Source organism: Meiothermus rufus DSM 22234, assembly GCF_000423425.1.
Taxonomy (GTDB): Bacteria; Deinococcota; Deinococci; order Deinococcales; family Thermaceae; genus Meiothermus; species Meiothermus rufus.
On record NZ_AUHY01000006.1, the window covers coordinates 1 to 14,423 of the forward strand.

Here is a 14,423-nt window from a genome sequence, read left to right on the forward strand (position 1 = left end):
ACCTTGGGGCTAAACTATTGCTTGTGTCTGCCGGGATGGCGGAATGGTAGACGCTACGGACTTAAAATCCGTTGCCCGCAAGGGCGTGTGGGTTCGAGTCCCATTCCCGGCACCAGCTTTTGGGAGGGCTAGCCCTCCTTCACAATTTTTTCCACTACTTTGCGTACCCGCTCCCCCGGGGCCACCGGGCCTAGGGCTTTGGTGGCAATGCCCACGGCAGCCATAGGCGACTTGAGCGAGGAGAAGTCTACGTTGGCCCGTAGCCAGGCTTCGATTTCTTTCTCGCTCATCTCCTGCGGCAAGTAGCGGTCGATGAAGGCTAGCTCGAAGGAGTTGTTGTTTTCCTCCGCGGTAGCCCGCAGGGCCTTCAGAATTTTGACTGCCTCGGTATCGGGTAGAGGGCGGCCATCGCCTTTACGGTCGAACTCTGCTTTGACCACCCGGGCGAAGTCGCGGCTGGCCGTGTCGCCCCGTTTCATGGCCTCGGCGATTTCCCTTTTGATGCGCTCGTAGATGCTGCTACTCATATTCTTAGTCTAGTGCACTTTTGCTTGCGCGGTATGATGGGCCGGGTATGCGTGCGCTTCTGTCTGTCTCGGATAAGACGGGTTTGGTAGATTTTGCCGCTGGTTTGTTGGAACTGGGTTTTGAGCTGGTTTCCACCGGTGGAACCTATCGGGTGCTGCAGGGTGCAGGGCTTCCTGTGACCTATGTTTCTCAGGTGACCGGCTTTCCCGAAATTCTGGACGGGCGGGTCAAGACCTTGCATCCTCACATCCACGCGGGCCTACTGGCGACCAAGACCCCAGCGCACGAAGCTGAGCTGCAGGCCCACAACATAAGCCGCATCGAGCTGTTGTGTGTGAATCTTTATCCCTTTCGCGAGACCCTGGCTCGAGGTGCCCCTTTCGAGGAATGCCTAGAGAACATCGATATTGGAGGGCCTGCTATGTTGCGGGCGGCGGCCAAAAACCACCCGGTAGTGCTGCCAGTCTGCGACCCGGCCGATTACCCGAGGGTGCTCGAGGCCTTGCGAAACGGCATCAGCGGCGAGTTTCGCCGGCAGTTGGCCTACAAAGCTTTTGCCCATACCGCAGCTTACGATGCTGCCATTGCCAACTTTCTAGCCTTTGAGAAGTTCCCTCAGACCCAGCTCCTTACCCTCAAGCGCCTGCCGGTGGAGCTACGCTATGGGGAAAACCCCCACCAGGAAGCGGCTTTGTATGCCTTGGAGGGCCAGAGTGGGCCGGTATTGCAGGCCCAGGTACTGGCGGGGAAGCCTATGGGTTTCAATAACTACGCCGATGCTGAAGCGGCCTGGGCCTTGGTACAGGAGTTCGACCTGCCGGCCTGCGTTGTGGTAAAGCACGCTAACCCTTGCGGGGTGGCCCTGGCTGATAACCCCAAAGTAGCCTGGGAAAGGGCCCGCGATGCCGATACCCTCTCGGTATTTGGTGGGGTGGTGGCTCTCAACCGCCCCGTAGACCTCGAGACCGCCATGGCCATGCGGGGTACTTTCCTCGAGGTGCTGATTGCCCCCGCGGTAAGCCCGGAGGCTTTGGAATGGTTCCGCAGTAAGAAGCCCGACCTGCGGGTGCTGGTCGCGGGCCAGGAAGACGCCGACTTACGCGAGTTTCGCCCCTTGCTGGGGGGCTTTTTGGCCCAGGAGCGCGACCGCCGGCGCTGGGAAGATGTAGAGCTTCGCTACGTCACCGAGCGCATCCCTACCGCTGAAGAACTCTTGGACCTAAAGTTCGCCTGGTATGTGGTCAAGCACGCCCGCTCCAACAGCGTGGTGCTGGCCAAGGATGGGGCCACGGTGGGCCTAGGTACCGGGGCGGTGAGCCGCATCTGGGCTGCTGAGCGGGCTATCCAAAACGCCGGCCCCCTGGCTCAAGGAGCGGTACTGGCCTCCGAGGCTTTCTTCCCTTTCGATGATGTGGTGCGGGCCGCAGCGGCAGCGGGGGTGCGGGCCATTGTGCAGCCGGGCGGAGCCAAGCGCGATGCCGAGGTGATTGCGGCTTGCAACGAGCTGGGTTTAGCCATGGTTTTCACCGGCTCGCGCCATTTCAAGCACTGACGGGAGTGGGCCGCATCTGGCTGCGAAAGACCAGCCCCACCCCCAAAAGTACCAGTCCCGCGCCCACCCAGGTCCAAAGGCCTAAAGGTTCGCGCAAGACCAGCCAACCCAGCAAAAGGGCAATGACCGGGTTGACATACGCGTAGGTGGTGACCAAGCTCAAGGGGAGCAGCCGCACCGCCAGGATGTAGGAGGTGTAGGCGATCAGCGAGCCAAAGACGATCAGGTAGAGGTTAACCGCCCAGCCTGCCAGGGTGGCCCCTTGCCAGTTTTCGCCCAGGAGGGCCGATAGCAGCAAGAACCCCAGGCCACCGAATAGCTGCTGGTAGCCCGAGACCACCACCGGGTGGATGGGGGTGTGCTCGAGCCGGCTGCTTTGGCGTTGGGTGTAAAGGGTGCCGCTGGCCCAGAAAAAGGGGGAAAGCAAAAGCAGAAAAAAGGCCAATAGATGGGTGGGGGCCCCTTGGCTGAGCTTGGGTACGTTCAGGGCCAGGATGCCCAAGAGCCCCACCAGCAAGCCCAGCACCAGGAGGCCCGGGGGGCGCTTGCGGTGTAAAAGCCCCTCCAAAAGGGCAGCCCAGATAGGAGAGGTGGAGATCATCAGGGCTACGTAGCCCGAAGGGACGTACTGGGTGGCCAGCAAAATAAGGCCGTTACCCCCCAGCCAAAGCATAGCCCCCGACAAAGCCAACATGCCCACCTCGGCTCGCTTTAACCGAACCCGCCAGCCCTGCCAAGCGGCAAAAGCCAAGAGCAATAGTGCGGCAGGGATGAAGCGGGTGGCCCCCATCCAGAAGGGGGCAAAGCCATACATCAACCCTAGCTTGAACGCCAGGTAGGTGCTGCTCCAGACCAGGTAAACCACCCCCAGGTGGAAAAGGCCAACGCGGGAGAAGGTCATGTTAGAAGAGGGGGTCTTGCTGGATGGCCTTGATCTCTACCCCTTGCTTGGGGCCGAGTTCGTCGAGGGTTTTTTTCACCAGCTGGATGTCCAGCCAGGTGAGGTGTTTGGGGCTGCCGGGCTCGCGCGAGGGGTTGCGCAGCAGGTAAGCCGGGTGAAACATGGGGAAGACCTTGATGCCCTGCCATTCAAAGAACTTCCCCCGTACCTTGGTGATGGAGAGCTTCTCTCCAGCAAAGAACTCCAGCGCGGTAGCCCCCAGGGGGATGATGATCTGAGGGCGCACGATTTGAATCTGCTTAATCAGCCACAGCGTGGTGCAGGTTTTGGCCTCGAGGGGGTCGGGCACTCGGTTTTGTGGAGGGCGACACTTGACGATGTTGGTGATGTACACACTGGTGCGGGGAATGCCGGCAGCCTCGAGGATTTTGTCCAGCAGTTGCCCGCTGCGTCCCACAAAGGGACGGCCCTGCAGGTCTTCTTCTTCGCCGGGGCCTTCACCGACGATCATCAGCTTGGCATCGGGGTTGCCTTCGCCGAAAACGACGTGGGTTCGCTGGCGCGATAGCGCACAGGCCACGCAGGCTTTGGCTTGGGCAGCAAGCAGCTCGAGGTTCATAGGCAAAAAGAGGAGGGGTGGACGGTGGAGCCACCCCTGGTGGTGCTGGTTATGAGCCGGCTCGGTCGCAGTCTTCTACGAGGTACGGGCTTACTCCAGGGGTTTGCGGGCTTTGCGGGCTTCCCGACGCACCTTAGGGTCTAGCCCAATCATCAGGAAGAAATTCTCCAGGGCGTTCTCCTGGCCTTTGATCTCGGGGTGGGCATCCTCGGCAGTGCCAGTGACGAACGGCAGGGACTGGTACATTTCCAAAGCCTGCGCCACCACTGCATCAGGCCCCTGGGTTTCGGCCACCTCAGCCAGCTTGGCGTAGATTTCCCGCCGGGCTTCGGCGTGCAGGCGGAAAACCTCGGGGTTGGGGGTTTCCGGCGCCCGGAGGACGTCTTGTTTGGCAATACGGCGATAGTGCTTGAGACCGCGCACGATTTCCTCGGTGGAGAGGGTCACCTTGTACTCCATCCTGGCTCCTTTCAACGCTAAACCCCTGGGGCGAGGATTAGGTTGATACTACCGAAGCGATTATAGGATTCCCAAAAATAGGGTGTCAACGCGGTGTAATAGGAATGCTTTTTGGGTAAGCTCAGGGTTTTAAGGGTCGGGGGAAGGCGGCTCTGGCAGGCTATACTGCCTTATATGGAAAGCCTGGGGCACTACTTGTTGCGCGGGCCCTTGGCCCTGCCCGAGGGGGGTGCAACCGAGGTTTACGAGGGCCAGGATGTGCGAACCGGCATTGAGGTGCTGGCCTTCAGGCCCTGTAGTGGGGAGCCGCCCAGGCTGGCTTTTGCCCAGGCCTTGCCCTGGATAGACCACCTCGAGCAGGCCTGGATTGCCGAGGTACCAGTGGGGGCAGTACAGGCTTCCTGGCTGGTGGGCCAGGTGGAGCCTGTGCGGCTGGCCCAGTGGGTCAAGCAACTGGTGGGGTTGCTCGAACAGGCCCGCGCGCAGGACATTCCCATTGGGCGGATCATTCCCGAGCTTATCTGGGTGCGGGGGAGCCGGGCCTGGTTGGGCGGGGTGGGGGTGGAAGTCCCAGAGCAGCGCTGGGATTTTTCCGGTTTACTGCAGGCCATACGGGCCATCGCGAAGGAAACCTACCCTACCCTGCCCTGGCGGGAGGTACTGGAGGGCTATTTGACTGGGCAGGTGGGGCACGCCCAACTGCTGGAGCAGCTCGAGGCTTTTATCGCTGCACCCGAGGCCGAGGTGGCTCCCACAGCACAGGAGAGTGCACCGACGGAGCCTTCTTCTGCGGCTTCCCCCCCGCCCAACAAGTCCCTCAAGGTGGAACAGGAAGAACCCCCCCCGCCCCCACCCCCGCCGCCCCGCCGCATTCGCATTGAGGAGCGCCTCGAGCCGCCTTTCGAGGTGCTTGAGCCACCCCAAACCAGCCGCCGGGCCTTGCTTTTCTGGCTTTGGCTGGTTCCGCTTTTCTTGTTGCTGGGGGGGGTGGGCCTGTGGTGGCGTTATCGGCCTCCGCCTTCCCCTCGGGCCACGGGCTATCCGGTGGTGTTTCGCCTCGAGCCTTCCGCGGCCCGTGCCTCGCTGGCCGTGCTGGAAGCCCCCGAGGGCTCAGCTATGCCCCTAGGGGTCGAGCTAGCCGAGCTGCCGGGAGAGGTGACCTTCGACCGCCCAGGGATTTACCGCATCCGGGTGCGGGTGCCGGGCCGGGCCCCAGTAGATGCCCTCATCGAGGTGCCCAATCCTGGCGGGGTTACCATCCAACTGCGCTAGGCGCTCGACGCCTGTATTGGCCAGGCCGTATGCTGCTGGCATGAGCGTGGTTATTCTCGACTTTGGCTCGCAGTATACCCGGCTGATTGCCCGGCGTATCCGAGAGCTGCGGGCCTACTCAGTAATCCTACCGGGAACTGCCAGCCTCGAGCGCATCCAGGCTGAGAACCCCCAGGCCCTGATTCTCTCTGGGGGGCCAGCCTCGGTTTTCGATCCAGCCAGCCCAAAGCCAGCACCTGGGGTATTGGCGCAGGGCTGGCCGGTGCTGGGTATCTGTTATGGCATGCAGTACCTCAGCCAGCACTACGGGGGCCGGGTGGAGCGGGCCGGGCGGCGCGAGTACGGCAAGGCCCACCTGATTTTCCACACCGGGCCGCTTTTCGCGGGCCTCGAGGGCGAACTGCAGATGTGGATGTCCCACTCTGACGCAGTGACCGCGCTGCCCCCTGGTTGGCAGGTAGTCGCTAGTACCGAGGAAAACCCGGTGGCAGCGATTGCGGCACCGGATGGACGAACCTTTGGCGTGCAGTTCCACCCCGAGGTGGTACACAGCCCCAAGGGCATGCAGGTGCTGGAGAACTTCCTGAGCCTGGCTGGGGTCAGTCGGGACTGGACTCCCCAGCACACCCTGGAAAACCTAATCGCCGAGATTCGCACCAAGGTAGGCTCCGATAAGGTTTTACTGGCGGTTTCGGGGGGGGTAGACTCCTCCACCCTGGCCCTGCTGCTCTCCCAAGCCATCGGCGACCAGCTCACCGCGGTTTTTGTGGATCATGGTCTGCTGCGGCTCAACGAGCGGCACGAGGTGGAGCAGGCTTTGCGCCCGCTGGGCCAGGCCCTACGAGTGGTGGAGGCCTCGGCCCAGTTTTTGGCCGCGTTGCAAGGGGTTACCGACCCCGAGGAAAAGCGCAAGATTGTGGGCCGAGAGTTTATCCGGGTTTTCGAGCGCGAGGCCCGGCGGCTTTCCGCGCAGGGCTACCGCTGGCTGGCCCAGGGTACCCTTTATCCCGATGTCATCGAGTCGGCGGGGGGTGGCGAGGGCAGCGCCAACATCAAGAGCCATCACAATGTGGGTGGCCTACCCCCTGACCTCCAGTTTGAGCTGCTCGAGCCCTTCCGCTACCTCTTCAAAGATGAGGTGCGCGAACTGGCCTTGCTTTTGGGTTTGCCCGAGCCTATTCGAATGCGCCACCCCTTTCCTGGCCCCGGCCTGGCCATCCGCATCTTGGGGGAGGTGACCCCGCAAAGGTTGGATATTCTGCGCCGGGCCGACGATATCTTCATCTCCAGCCTGCGCGATTGGGGCCTTTATGACCAGGTTTCCCAGGCTGCGGCCATCCTTACGCCCTTGCAAAGCGTGGGCGTGGTAGGGGATGAGCGTAGCTACGGCTACGTGCTGGGCCTGCGGGCGGTTTCCACCACAGACTTCATGACCGCCGACTGGGCCCGGCTGCCGCTGGAGTTTTTGGACGAGGTGGCCCGCAAGATTACCCGCCAGGTACCGGAGGTTGGCCGGGTGGTTTACGACATTACTAGTAAGCCTCCGGCCACCATCGAATGGGAGTAAGCCTTAAGCCAGTGTAGATTAGGGGCAATGCACGCTTCTGACTATAGCGCAACCCGCCCGTTGGTGGTGCTGCACCAGGGCCATAGCCGGTGGTATCCACCGCTGCTGGCGGCCTCGCTTAGCCTGGATTTGCCGCTATTTGTCTACCCCAGCCAGGTTGGCCCTGCCCTCGAGGCCGCCCTAAGGGGGCTTTGGCCTTTGGGCTTTCGTGCCGCAGCTATAGAGGACCCCGGCCTACAGGCGCTGGCTTTAGACCTTGTGGCCCACCTCGAGGCCGAGGCCGCCCAGGCCCGTCGGGTTGACCTGGTGGTGCCTGAGCCCAGCGGAACCCGAGGGTTTTACCAGGAGGCCTTGGCCCTGGCCCAGCTGATCCGTCGCTATGCCCTAGGCGACCAGGCCTTGTGGTTGGGGCCCCTCCGCCCCGAGCTGGCCCTGGGGCTGCGGGGCCTGGGCAAAGTCTCGCTTATGGCCCAGAGTTTTGCCCAAGGCGAGAGCTTTTTGCGCTTGCTTCCCTCGCCCCAGCAGGGGGTGGTGGCGGTCTCTTTGGCTCAGGCGGCGGGGGTGGCCCGCCAGGCTGATCTCATTCTGTACCTTGGGGGCAGTCTTCCCTTGGGTCTGCTCCAGCCGTACCATCGCTTAATTGCCCTCAGCCCCCTGCCTGCCGAGGCGTTGCGCCAGATTGGGGAATATGTGCCTCCAGAGGAGTTCCAACGCTTTCACCTGTCGGCCTTGCTCGAGCCCCTTGGCTATGCCTTGCCCCCGGAGGCCTTCACCCTTTGATACCACCCTTGGTAAGAGCCTATCTTGCTTCGATAGGGTAGGCTAGCGCTCTTCCAGAACCCCCTGTCGCAGCAGGGCGGGCAGAATGGGATCGCCCACCCGCAGCAAGGCATAGCTGCCCAGTCGGCGGGCCACAGTGCGCAGGCGCAAAAGGTGTTTTTCCAGAGCCTCCTGATAGGCTTTGACCTCAGCCGGGCCTACCTCGAGGCGCTGGGCGGTTTCCACGTCCTGTAGCAGGGTCTCGCCAAAGCTAGGCGCCAGCTCTTCAGGGGCCATAACCTGTACCAGCACCACACGCTGTAGCTTTTGCAGCAGCCGCGACCAGTCTAACGCGTCGAGTCCATCGGTAATGAGCACCGTGACCCCGGTGGGTCGGGGGAAACGGAGCAGTACGGAAGGACCTTCGGCCTGGGGCCGGGGCTGGCCCCGGTAGCGCCCCGCACCCCATAGCCATGCTCCTTCGGTACGGGCTAGGCCAGCCAGTAGGCGCAAAACCCGCTGGGCATAAGCCTCCTTACCGAAGAGCTGCATGCTAGGGGAGCCGTCTAGGAAAAAGGTAAAGCGGGCAGGGGCCTCGTTTTGGAAGATTCGGGTGTAAAGCCGGCCTGTACGGGCATAGGCCCGCCAGTCGATGAAGCGGGGCTCGTCACCCTGGGCATAACCCCGCAACTCATAGAACTCCAATCCTCGACCGGGCCGGGCCTGGCTGCGCTCGCCGGCTAGCGGTTGGGTGGGGCGGATGCGGATGCGGTAGCGGGTCATCCTGCCACCGATGGTACACCCCATGGTTGTAAGTTTGGCGGAGAGGTGCTAATATCCCCATTTGGTGCTCGCATAGGCCAGACGGCCAGAGCAGCCAAAGACAGCGACGGGCCTACGCCTTAATCATGTCGCCGAGGCGCTAGTAGGGAAGCGTTCTTTGCAGCTATAGGCTTGGGAGTCCCTAATCCCAAAAGAGCCGGGCTGAAGGCTGGCTTTTAGGTCTTGCGCAAGACCTAAGCTCCAGCTCTAAGGCCTAGACTAGGAGGAACTTTGCCTAGCAAGCGCAACATCGAAAAACTCGAGGCGCTGACCGCCATGCTCAAGCAGGCGGAAGGCTCGTTCTTCTTGGTGAACTATCAGGGGCTCGAGGCAGGGCCAACCGGCAAGCTCCGCCGGGTAGTGCGGGAGAAGGGGGGCGAGCTTTTCGTCGCCAAGAACACCCTTATCCGCAAAGCCCTGAGCGAGCTGGGCCTACCGGAGATCGAAGGCCTGCAAGGGCCTTCAGCGGTGGTAGTTTTCCAAGACCCTGCCGCGGTAGCCAAGGCTCTAAAAGAGTTCGCCAAGACGAACGATAAAGGCATTCCTGCCTTTAAGGCGGGCCTGCTGGCAGGACAGGCCCTCACGGGCCAGCAGGTAGAGGCCTTGGCCGACCTGCCCAGCCAGAAGGAGCTGCAGGCCGAACTTGTTGGTGTGCTCTCGGCCACGATGTCCAATTTCGTGGGTGTACTGGGAGCAAAGGCACAGGAACTGGTGGGCATTTTGGAAGCCCAGGTACAGAAACTAGAGGCCGCCTAGGCCAAAAAGGAGGAAGGAAATGGCTTTGGATATTGCTGCGATCAAGGCTCAACTCTCCAATGCAACCGTGCTGGAACTCAAGCAACTCATTGATGAGCTCAAGGAGGAGTGGGGTGTAACCGCGGCGGCCCCGGTGGCGGTGGCTATGCCGGGTGCAGCGGCGGGTGCGGCAGCCCCGGCGGCGGAAGAGAAGACGGAGTTTGATGTGATCCTGAAGGAAGCTGGGGCCCAGAAGCTCAACGTCATCAAGGAGCTCCGGGCCATCACCGGACTGGGCCTGAAGGAGGCCAAGGACCTGGCCGAGGCTGGCGGTGTGGTCAAGGAAGGTGTTTCCAAAGAGGAAGCCGAGAAGATCAAGAAGCAGCTCGAGGACGCTGGCGCCAAGGTGGAGCTCAAGTAAGCTCTTGCGACCGTAGGGCCCTGCGCTGGCCTGTGCCCCTGGCTTCGGCTAGGGGCTTTTTGTTTTATAGTGAGCGTGATGTCTGGCTACGATGTGCTGATTGTGGGGGCAGGGATTATCGGGGCGGCCTGTGCCTACCGCCTAGCCGAACGGGGGTTGCGGGTGGGGGTGCTCGAGCGGGCCCCGGCTCCGGCTATGGGCTCCACCGGCAAGAGCGCTGCGGGGGTGCGGGTGCAATTTACCGAGGCCACCAATATTCTTCTGTCCTGGCACTCCATTCAGGAGTACCGGCAGATGCCCGAGGCGGCCTACCGGCCCATTGGCTACTTGCTTTTGGTACCCGAAGGCCAGTGGGCCGCGCACCTGGAGGGCGTGGCGCTGCAACAGCAACTGGGCGTGCCGGTGGAGGTGCGCGACCTCGAGGCAGCCCAGGAGTGGTTCAACTTTTTACCGCTGGCAAAGGGCCTAGAGCCCATCCGGGGGGCGACCTACGGCCCTGCCGACGGCATCGTAGACCCCCACGGCATCTGCCTGGCGTATTTGCACCGGGCGCGGGCGCTGGGGGCCGAACTTTATACCGGGACCGAGTTTCTGGCCGCCGAACCCGATGGCGTTGGTTGGCAGGTGCAGACCTCGAGGGGCCTTTTTACGGCCCGCTACGTGCTGAATGCCGCGGGGGCCTGGGCCGGCGAGGTGGGCCGGCGGGCGGAGCTTTCCATTCCGGTAGAGCCGGCCCGGCGGATGGTCTTCTGCACCGCACCGGTGCCACACCCCTACTGGCATCCCCTGACCATCGACCTTTCCAGCGGCTTCTGGTTTCGCCCCGAACACGACCGGCTGATTTTTGGCCGCAGCAACCCCGCCGACCTGGGCTTCCAGGAAGGCATGGACTGGGCCTGGCTCGAGCCCACCCTGGAGGTGGGCCTGGCCCGCTTCCCCTGGCTAGAGCGCCTTCAGCTCGACCAAAGGGCTAGCTGGTGGGGCTACTACGAGATCACCCCCGACCACAATCCCATCCTGGGGCATATGCCGGGCGTGGAAGGCTGGGTGAACGCCTGCGGCTTCTCCGGCCACGGGGTGCAGCAGGCCGCCATGGTGGGCCGCCTGATGGCCGAGGAAATTGTTCTGGGCCAAGCCCAGAGCCTAGACATCACGCCTTTGCGCTACGAGCGCTTCCTAAGGGAAAAGCGGTTGGTGGAAAAGAACATCGTCTAGCCCAAGGCCCGCCATAGGGGGCTTTGGGGGTTGGCCAGGGCCTCTAGGATGTTGAAGTGGTGGTAGCCGGGCAGCACCATCACCTCGGGGCAGTTCTGCGGCCAGGCCTGGTGCAAGAGCTGGCTCTGACGGTGAAACTCGCTGGACTCGAGGGCCCCCACCGCCAGCACCAGCGGGGCGGGGAGGGTGGGCTTTTTATGAACCGGGCTACAGGCTCGAGCCTGGGCGCTGTCTAGCCGTAGGTCGGCGTTGACCGAGACCTGAAGAAGGGGCGTCAGGTCGAACAGGCCGCTGAGGGCCAGCCCCCCCACAATGGCCTGGTCTGGCACACCGTAGTCGGCCCACTGGGTGGCGAATAGCTCGGCGGTCAGGTGTCCCCCGGCGGAGTGCCCGCTAAGAACCATGCGCTGGCTGTCGGCCCCGTAGCGAGGGGCCTGGTGGTAAAGCCAGGCTACCGCCCGGCGGCACTGCTCGGTGATCTCGGCCAGGCTGACTGCAGGGCACAGGGGGTAGTTCAGCACCGCCAGGCTAAGGCCTGCCTCCACCAGGGGTGGGGCTAGCCAGGAGAAGTCGTCCTTGTCGAAGGCCCGCCAGTAGCCACCGTGGATGAAGACCAGCAGGAGGCGGCTTTTTTGTGCGGGAAAGAGGTCGAGGGTCTCCTTAGGCCCGGGGCCATAGGCCAGGTTGGCCCGGTAGGCTAGCTGCGCCCGCGCGGCCCGGGAATCCTCGGCCCAGCGGCGGAAGTATTCGGCATGCTCGGGTACCGAGAGCCGGGGGTTGTACTGGAGTTCGTGCCAGGAGGGTTCCATCTTGCTCGTGACGACTCCCCGGACTAAAGTCCAGGGCTTCTCGGGAATCATAGCATGGCTATGCCCGAAGGCCCCGTCCAGGCCCAGCATCGCATCGCGACGCAATACCTTGACTCCGTATCGGCAGGCGAGCGCTATGCTCAAGCTCTGCCATGGGTTTGCGTTTGGAGTTTTACCCACCGGACTACCCGGTGGAACCCCCTACCCCAAGTTTCAAGGTTCGCCGGGGACTTGCGTCCCCATAGGGAATTGTAGCATACCTGTTGTCCAACACAGCAGTCCACCTGCGGTGGACGTGAGGGTCAGATTGCGCCGACGCCGAGCGCGGCGCAATCCCCCGGTTTGAAAACCGGGGGATTATAGCCCCCCACGCCCCCTCTTCTCTAAACGCTCAGATACCGCTTCCATACCTCGGGCTGGTGCCGGAGGGCCTGGGAGTCGCCCTGCCAGACCACCCGCCCTCGCTCCAGGATGGTGTGCTGGTCGGCCAGGGCGATAAGCCGCTCGATGTACTTGTCGATGACCAGGATGGTCTGGCCGCTTTCCTTGAGGAGGCGCAAAGCGCGCCAGATTTCCTGGCGCAACAGGGGGGCCAGGCCTTCGGTGGCCTCGTCCAGGATGAGCAGCCGGGGGTTGGTCATCAGGGCCCGGCCAATGGCCAGCATCTGCTGCTCGCCGCCGGAAAGCTGGTAGCCCAGGTGGTGCTGGCGCTCCTTCAGGCGGGGGAAAAGCGCGTAGATCCGCGAGAGGGTCCAGGGGTTGGGGCTTTGGTTGCGGTTGGCGGCAAAGGCCACCAGGTTCTCCTTCACGGTAAGGTTGGGGAAGATCTGCCGGCCCTCCGGCACCAGGGCAATGCCCCGGGCGGCGATCTGCTCGGGCGGCAGGCCGTCGATGCGCGCGCCGGCGAAGCGAATCTGGCCGGCGCGGGGTGGGGTCAGGCCCATAATGGAGCGCACCGTGGTGGTCTTGCCCATCCCGTTGCGGCCCAGCAGGGTGGCGACCTGGCCCGGTAGAATCTCCAGGTGGACGTCGAAGAGCACCTGGCTGGGGCCGTAGGCGGTCTGGAGTCCCCGGATTTCCAGCAGTGGATTCACAAAGCCCCTCCTTCGTCGCCCAGATAGGCTTTGTGCACCTCGGGGTTGGCGCGGATTTCCTCGGGGGGACCCGAGGCGATGACCTGGCCGTAGACCAGCACCGAGATACGCGCTGACAGGCGAAAGACCGCGTTCATATCGTGTTCGATCAGCAGGATGGAAAGGCTTTGCCCCAGCCGGGCGATGAGTTCGACCATGCGCTCGGACTCCTCGAGCCCCAGCCCGGCCATGGGCTCGTCCAGAAGCAACAGCTTGGGCTGGCAGGCCAGGGCCAGGCCCACCTCGAGCTGCCGCTGCTCGCCGTGGGAGAGCTGGGCCACCGGGGTGTGGTTGCGGGCGCTCAGGCCCAAGAGCTCGGAGACCTTCTCTGCCTCTTCCCGCAGGCCTCTCTCGCGCGACACCGGCTGCCAGAAGCGGAAGCTGCTGCCCAGGCGGGCCTGTACGGCCAGCTCGAGGTTCTCCAGCACGGTGTAGTTTTTGTAGAGGTTGGTGATCTGGAAGGTGCGGGCCAGGCCCAGCCGCACCCGCCGGTGCTGCGGCAGGGAGGTAATCTCCTGCCCGTCGAAGTAAATCCGGCCCCGGGTGGGGGGCAAGGCCCCGCTGATGAGGTTGATCAGGGTGGTTTTTCCTGCCCCGTTGGGGCCGATCAGGGCGTGAATCTGGCCGGCCTCGACCTGCAGGTGGCAGTTGTTTACCGCGGCCAGGCCGCCAAACTGCTTGCTGAGGCCCTCTAGCACCAGGAGGCTCATAGACCCTTCCTCCGGCGCCATAGCCCGGCTAAGCCCTTGGGGGCAAACAGCACCACCAGCAGCAGGATCACCCCCACCCCAAGCTGCCAGTGGATGGTCAGGTCTTGCAGCACCTCCTCCACCAGCGACAGCACCACCGCGCCCAGCACCCCGCCCCAGAACTGCCCCACCCCACCCAGGATGACCATCATCATCAGGTGGCCGGACTGCTGCCAGGCCAGCAGGTTGGGGGAGGCGTACTGGGTGTAGTGGGCCATCAGTACCCCGGCCAGCCCGGCCAGCGTTCCAGCCAGCACGAAGGCCAAAAGCTGGAAGTAGTAGACCGGGTAGCCCAAAGCTGCGGTGCGCGACTCGTTTTCCCGGATGGCCTGCAGTACCCGGCCAAACCTCGAGCCCACCAGGCGGTAAAGCCCGTACAGGCAAGCCGCCAGCACGCCCAGGGTGAGGTAGTAGAGGGTGGTGTCGTTGAGCTCGAACAGACCGAACTCGGGCCGCCTTGCCCTAAGCCCATCCTCGCCGCCGTACTGTTTGAAGGAGACCACCACGAAGTAGATCATCTGGGCAAAAGCCAGGGTAATCATGATGAAGTAGACCCCCCGGGTGCGCAAAGAGATGGCCCCAATCAAGAAGGCCAGCAGGGCACACAGCGCCAGGGCCACCGGCCAGATCACCCAGGCCGAGGTCAGTCCTTCGCGGGTCAGGATGGCCACGGTGTAGGCCCCCACCCCGAAGTAGGCTGCATGGCCGAAACTGACCATACCGCCGTAACCCAGGATCAGGTTGAGGCTGCTGGCGGCCAGGGCGAAGATCATGATCTTGGTCAGCAGGCCCATGTAGAACTCGAGGCCGGTCGCGCTGGCTACGGGGGGAAAGGCCAAAAGCAGGCCCAAAAGCAGTAAGAGCCATCCCTTTCGCAACATC

16 protein-coding genes and 1 tRNA gene are annotated in these 14,423 nt (G+C 63.2%); 8 read left to right on the plus strand and 9 right to left on the minus strand.

Annotated features, from left to right (window positions below):
- Nucleotides 1-29 precede the first annotated feature (29 nt).
- Nucleotides 30-115 (plus strand) — tRNA-Leu (locus tag G552_RS0101200).
- 13 nt (nt 116-128) lie between these two features.
- Here G552_RS0101200 and G552_RS0101205 read toward each other — a convergent pair.
- Complete coding sequence (locus G552_RS0101205; protein WP_027881349.1) at nt 129-527, minus strand: GatB/YqeY domain-containing protein; 399 nt, start codon at nt 525-527, stop codon at nt 129-131.
- Between the two features lie 47 nt (nt 528-574).
- Here G552_RS0101205 and purH point away from each other — a divergent pair, with 47 nt between their 5' ends.
- Nucleotides 575-2,080 carry a bifunctional phosphoribosylaminoimidazolecarboxamide formyltransferase/IMP cyclohydrolase gene (purH, locus tag G552_RS0101210; RefSeq protein WP_027881350.1) on the plus strand — a complete coding sequence of 502 codons (1,506 nt, stop codon included), beginning with the start codon at nt 575-577 and terminating at the stop codon, nt 2,078-2,080.
- Here purH and G552_RS0101215 read toward each other — a convergent pair.
- The 3 genes from G552_RS0101215 to G552_RS0101225 all read right to left on the minus strand — a co-directional run bounded on the left by G552_RS0101215 (nt 2,070) and on the right by G552_RS0101225 (nt 4,059).
- Nucleotides 2,070-2,981, minus strand: coding sequence for an EamA family transporter (locus G552_RS0101215; protein ID WP_027881351.1), 912 nt, complete (start codon nt 2,979-2,981; stop codon nt 2,070-2,072). The two genes, purH and G552_RS0101215, sit on opposite strands and share 11 nt — an antisense overlap.
- 1 nt (nt 2,982) lies before the next feature.
- Nucleotides 2,983-3,600: a uracil-DNA glycosylase gene (locus G552_RS0101220; protein WP_027881352.1), complete on the minus strand. Its 618-nt coding sequence runs from the start codon at nt 3,598-3,600 to the stop codon at nt 2,983-2,985.
- A 90-nt stretch (nt 3,601-3,690) separates the two neighbouring features.
- The gene (locus G552_RS0101225; protein WP_027881353.1) at nt 3,691-4,059 is read right to left on the minus strand and encodes a hypothetical protein; all 369 of its coding nucleotides are present in this window, start codon (nt 4,057-4,059) and stop codon (nt 3,691-3,693) included.
- Nucleotides 4,060-4,233: 174 nt separating this feature from the next.
- On the opposite strand from G552_RS0101225, the gene G552_RS0101230 reads away from it, so the two are divergent.
- The 3 genes from G552_RS0101230 to G552_RS0101240 are packed head-to-tail and all read left to right on the plus strand — an operon-like array spanning nt 4,234 to nt 7,678.
- Nucleotides 4,234-5,331, plus strand: coding sequence for a hypothetical protein (locus G552_RS0101230; protein ID WP_027881354.1), 1,098 nt, complete (start codon nt 4,234-4,236; stop codon nt 5,329-5,331).
- A 40-nt stretch (nt 5,332-5,371) separates the two neighbouring features.
- Nucleotides 5,372-6,898 carry a glutamine-hydrolyzing GMP synthase gene (guaA, locus tag G552_RS0101235; RefSeq protein WP_027881355.1) on the plus strand — a complete coding sequence of 509 codons (1,527 nt, stop codon included), beginning with the start codon at nt 5,372-5,374 and terminating at the stop codon, nt 6,896-6,898.
- Nucleotides 6,899-6,925: 27 nt separating this feature from the next.
- Nucleotides 6,926-7,678: a hypothetical protein gene (locus tag G552_RS0101240; RefSeq protein WP_027881356.1), complete on the plus strand. Its 753-nt coding sequence runs from the start codon at nt 6,926-6,928 to the stop codon at nt 7,676-7,678.
- Nucleotides 7,679-7,720: 42 nt separating this feature from the next.
- On the opposite strand, the gene G552_RS0101245 is transcribed toward G552_RS0101240, so the two are convergent.
- Nucleotides 7,721-8,440: a DUF58 domain-containing protein gene (locus tag G552_RS0101245; protein WP_027881357.1), complete on the minus strand. Its 720-nt coding sequence runs from the start codon at nt 8,438-8,440 to the stop codon at nt 7,721-7,723.
- A 270-nt stretch (nt 8,441-8,710) separates the two neighbouring features.
- Between G552_RS0101245 and rplJ the strand changes: the two genes are divergently transcribed.
- The 3 genes from rplJ (at nt 8,711) to G552_RS0101260 (ending at nt 10,850) form a co-directional block, all read left to right on the plus strand.
- Nucleotides 8,711-9,235 carry a 50S ribosomal protein L10 gene (gene rplJ / locus G552_RS0101250; RefSeq protein WP_027881358.1) on the plus strand — a complete coding sequence of 175 codons (525 nt, stop codon included), beginning with the start codon at nt 8,711-8,713 and terminating at the stop codon, nt 9,233-9,235.
- 19 nt (nt 9,236-9,254) lie between these two features.
- Nucleotides 9,255-9,635: a 50S ribosomal protein L7/L12 gene (gene rplL / locus G552_RS0101255; RefSeq protein WP_027881359.1), complete on the plus strand. Its 381-nt coding sequence runs from the start codon at nt 9,255-9,257 to the stop codon at nt 9,633-9,635.
- Nucleotides 9,636-9,713: 78 nt separating this feature from the next.
- Nucleotides 9,714-10,850 carry an NAD(P)/FAD-dependent oxidoreductase gene (locus G552_RS0101260; protein WP_027881360.1) on the plus strand — a complete coding sequence of 379 codons (1,137 nt, stop codon included), beginning with the start codon at nt 9,714-9,716 and terminating at the stop codon, nt 10,848-10,850.
- On the opposite strand, the gene G552_RS0101265 is transcribed toward G552_RS0101260, so the two are convergent.
- The 4 genes from G552_RS0101265 to G552_RS0101280 form a co-directional block, all read right to left on the minus strand.
- The gene (locus tag G552_RS0101265) at nt 10,847-11,764 is read right to left on the minus strand and encodes an alpha/beta hydrolase (protein WP_245575076.1); all 918 of its coding nucleotides are present in this window, start codon (nt 11,762-11,764) and stop codon (nt 10,847-10,849) included. The two genes, G552_RS0101260 and G552_RS0101265, sit on opposite strands and share 4 nt — an antisense overlap.
- 278 nt (nt 11,765-12,042) lie before the next feature.
- A complete protein-coding gene (locus tag G552_RS0101270) occupies nt 12,043-12,753 on the minus strand; it encodes an ABC transporter ATP-binding protein (protein WP_027881362.1) in 711 nt (236 codons plus the stop codon).
- Nucleotides 12,750-13,502: an ABC transporter ATP-binding protein gene (locus G552_RS0101275; RefSeq protein ID WP_027881363.1), complete on the minus strand. Its 753-nt coding sequence runs from the start codon at nt 13,500-13,502 to the stop codon at nt 12,750-12,752. The genes G552_RS0101270 and G552_RS0101275 overlap by 4 nt, the downstream gene beginning before the upstream one ends.
- Entirely contained in the window at nt 13,499-14,422 is a 924-nt protein-coding gene (locus G552_RS0101280) for a branched-chain amino acid ABC transporter permease (RefSeq protein WP_027881364.1), read from the minus strand. Before G552_RS0101280 ends, G552_RS0101275 begins: the two co-directional genes overlap by 4 nt.
- Between the last annotated feature and the right edge of the window lies 1 nt (nt 14,423).

Excerpts from the sequence above, each read along its gene's own strand:
- G552_RS0101240 (WP_027881356.1), top strand. The coding sequence starts at position 6,926 with ATGCACGCTTCTGACTATAGCGCAACCCGCCCGTTGGTGGTGCTGCAC.
- rplL (WP_027881359.1), top strand. The coding sequence starts at position 9,255 with ATGGCTTTGGATATTGCTGCGATCAAGGCTCAACTCTCCAATGCAACC.
- G552_RS0101280 (WP_027881364.1), bottom strand. The coding sequence starts at position 14,422 with ATGTTGCGAAAGGGATGGCTCTTACTGCTTTTGGGCCTGCTTTTGGCC.
- G552_RS0101220 (WP_027881352.1), bottom strand. The coding sequence starts at position 3,600 with ATGAACCTCGAGCTGCTTGCTGCCCAAGCCAAAGCCTGCGTGGCCTGT.
- G552_RS0101275 (WP_027881363.1), bottom strand. The coding sequence starts at position 13,502 with ATGAGCCTCCTGGTGCTAGAGGGCCTCAGCAAGCAGTTTGGCGGCCTG.
- G552_RS0101260 (WP_027881360.1), top strand. The coding sequence starts at position 9,714 with ATGTCTGGCTACGATGTGCTGATTGTGGGGGCAGGGATTATCGGGGCG.
- G552_RS0101205 (WP_027881349.1), bottom strand. The coding sequence starts at position 527 with ATGAGTAGCAGCATCTACGAGCGCATCAAAAGGGAAATCGCCGAGGCC.
- G552_RS0101215 (WP_027881351.1), bottom strand. The coding sequence starts at position 2,981 with ATGACCTTCTCCCGCGTTGGCCTTTTCCACCTGGGGGTGGTTTACCTG.
- G552_RS0101230 (WP_027881354.1), top strand. The coding sequence starts at position 4,234 with ATGGAAAGCCTGGGGCACTACTTGTTGCGCGGGCCCTTGGCCCTGCCC.
- purH (WP_027881350.1), top strand. The coding sequence starts at position 575 with ATGCGTGCGCTTCTGTCTGTCTCGGATAAGACGGGTTTGGTAGATTTT.
- guaA (WP_027881355.1), top strand. The coding sequence starts at position 5,372 with ATGAGCGTGGTTATTCTCGACTTTGGCTCGCAGTATACCCGGCTGATT.
- G552_RS0101225 (WP_027881353.1), bottom strand. The coding sequence starts at position 4,059 with ATGGAGTACAAGGTGACCCTCTCCACCGAGGAAATCGTGCGCGGTCTC.
- G552_RS0101245 (WP_027881357.1), bottom strand. The coding sequence starts at position 8,440 with ATGACCCGCTACCGCATCCGCATCCGCCCCACCCAACCGCTAGCCGGC.